Annotated in this window: 3 protein-coding genes; 2 read left to right on the forward strand and 1 reads right to left on the reverse strand. The window is 58.2% G+C overall.

What is annotated here, in order from left to right:
• The coding region (locus tag WBM93_RS10955) for a sigma factor (RefSeq protein ID WP_424431793.1) at positions 1-176 on the reverse strand (176 nt) is incomplete at its 3' end.
• 131 nt (positions 177-307) lie between these two features.
• On the opposite strand from WBM93_RS10955, the gene WBM93_RS10960 reads away from it, so the two are divergent.
• Together WBM93_RS10960 and WBM93_RS10965 are read left to right on the forward strand one after the other, a co-directional pair.
• Entirely contained in the window at positions 308-1606 is a 1299-nt protein-coding gene (locus tag WBM93_RS10960; RefSeq protein ID WP_424431789.1) for a S8 family serine peptidase, read from the forward strand.
• Between the two features lie 99 nt (positions 1607-1705).
• Complete coding sequence (locus WBM93_RS10965) at positions 1706-2554, forward strand: hypothetical protein (RefSeq protein ID WP_424431791.1); 849 nt, start codon at positions 1706-1708, stop codon at positions 2552-2554.
• Positions 2555-2650 lie beyond the last annotated feature (96 nt).

Raw genomic sequence — 2650 nt, forward strand, 5'->3', positions numbered from 1 at the left:
ATTCTATACATCCAGCTATCCAGTCTTGTTCCGACCTGCCACTGGTCGCGCTTGTTCAGGGCACGCTCAAGGGCCATCTGACACAGGTCGTCTGCATCACTAATATCGCGCGTCAGGCTGCGGGCAAAACGCCGCAGTCGCGGGAGTAACTCCAGCAGATCCTGTTCAAAGGCCATTCAGCGCGGATATCCTTTATTCATGGTCTATGGATGAAACGACGGACCTGGTTCGTTTAATCCACGAATGCAAAAATAAATGCAATCTTTCTGGGATTGCCAAACCGGAACCGGCGGATAAGGAAGCAGATATGAGAAGCACAGCAAAATGGATCGCCGCGACAATGTTGTTGCTCGCGCCCGCAGCTGCACAGCCGCAACTTGCGTTGCCAAGCGTCGGGCCCGGGTTGCCGCTTCCGGATCGTTCGCTGAGCAACATCACCGAACCGTTGATCGACCCGGTGAGCGGGATCGTGGACGCTGGCGATCTTGATCGTTTGAGCAGTTCAGAACTCAGGACCTTGCTGAACCGGCTGCGGATTGACCGGGTTAACCAGTTCGTGCGCCAGAACCGCGATCATGTCGAACGGGACCGCAATGGCGACCCCGCCGTTCGCGGCGTGTTGATTGCTACGGGCATATCTGCGGCATCGTTGGAACGCGCGCAGGAAGAGGGCTTCCAGATTTTGGAGCGTAACGAAATCGAAGGTCTGGACCTTAGCTATGTGAAATTCGCAACCCGACCGGAAAAGCAGTTGAAGTCGGAACAGAAGCATTTGCAAAAGCTGGCCGGCGAAGCAGATATCAGTGCTGATAATATCTATTTCACCAGCAGCGCGGCCGCGATGGCGGCCAGTTCCACCACATTGGCCGGTGGCAAGGCGTTGACCGGTGCAATGGGGCTTATTGACGGCGGCGTCGCTCGCCATGCCGCGATTGCCATACCGGTCGAGCAGCGCGGCTTTGCAAAGGGCGGCCCCGTGGCGAGCAGTCATGGCACAGCGATCGCCTCGCTGATCTCGGCAAGTGTCAAACCCCGTGCGCGCGGCCTTCTGGCGGCCGATATCTATGGCAGCGATCCGGCGGGCGGAAATGCGACCGCTATCGCCCGTGCCCTGGGCTGGATGGCGCAACGGAATGTACCGGTGGTAACGATCAGTCTCGTGGGCCCTGACAATGGTCTGCTCGGTCGCGCTATCAAATCCGCGCAGCGGACGGGAATGCTGGTTGTCGCTGCGGTCGGTAATGACGGTCCGGCCGCGCCGCCGCGTTATCCGGCAGCTTATAACGGCGTGATAGGGGTCACCGGCGTCGATCACCGCGAGCGCGCACTCCCCGAAGCAGGCAGTGCAACGCCGGTGGATTTCTCCGCACCCGGCGCTGGATTAAAAGGCGCGTCGACCGATGGGAGACTGGTCCCGCTTCGCGGAACCTCTTTTGCGGCGCCTCTCGTTGCCGTGCGATTGCTCTCCCATTATCCGGTCGCGAATATCAGCAGAATAGAGTCTGCGGTAAACGGGTTGATCAATGAGGCCAAAGATCTTGGAAAAAAAGGCGCGGACAAAGTCTATGGTCACGGCCTGATCTGCGGAAACTGTGGCCTTCGCTGATTTTTTCAAATTAAATTGAAGATGATGGATTAAAACCAAAAGCCCCATCGTTCTCCATACAGACGACGAAAATATCATCGTCCTGCAAGGAGATAGACCATGAAAAAACTTATTATCAGCACAATGACTCTCGCATTGATCACCGCAGCACCGGCGTCGGCACAATTGCTCGGCGGCAGCGGCGGACTGGGTGGCGGACTGGGCGGCTCGATGGGCAGCACTCTGGGTGCCGACACAATTGGCCGTACGACCGGCACGATCACCGGTAGAGGTGATGTCACCAATTCCACACGTATTGACCGCACCGTCGATACACGGTCGGGTAAAGTCGCAACAGATGCGGAAACCAGTTCAAACGCCAATGGTTCGCTGATCGGCGCTGCCGATTTGCCGAACAATTCTGTCGCTGGTTCGGCTGACGGTTCGGTTTCGGGTTCTGCCAACGGCGGCGCCAACGCTAGCCTGATCGGAACCGATGCCATTCGCTCGACCACCGGCCAAGTCGTCGGAACCGCTGGCAATGCAGTCGGAAGTGCAAGTTCGGCCGCAGGTGGTGCGGCATCAAACGCGGCCAATCGCGCATCGGGCCTCGGATCGATTACCGGCAGCGCGGCTGGGACCGGCAATGGCATGGCGATGGGTGATCTTGGCCAGCTGGCCGCATCGGGAAGTTCGGCTGCCAATGCCGGTGGAATGTTCGCCGTCGCTCCAGGCATGCCGATCGAAGATCCAAAAGGCCGGGTTGTAGGCTACGTTCAATCGGTCAAACAGTCAGGCGCCGGAGTTGTTCAATCGGTGATTGTAGAAACTGGAAATCGCACCGCAGAATTGCCCGCAGCCAATTTCGCGGGATCGGGCAATGTCCTGGTTACCGGGATGACCAAAGGCGAACTGAAAAAAGCTTCGAAAGAGCAAGCCCGGGCGCCAGCAGGCGAATCCAGCCAGTAACGAGGTCGGGGAAATGGTGCGTATGACCTAGTCGCGTAATCCCCGTTTCGCTGCACCATTTCTCGCGGGAAGCTCGCCGGAAATTTTTCCGGCGCG

Origin of the sequence: Parasphingorhabdus sp. (assembly GCF_049667325.1) — a bacterium.
GTDB lineage: Bacteria > Pseudomonadota > Alphaproteobacteria > Sphingomonadales > Sphingomonadaceae > Parasphingorhabdus.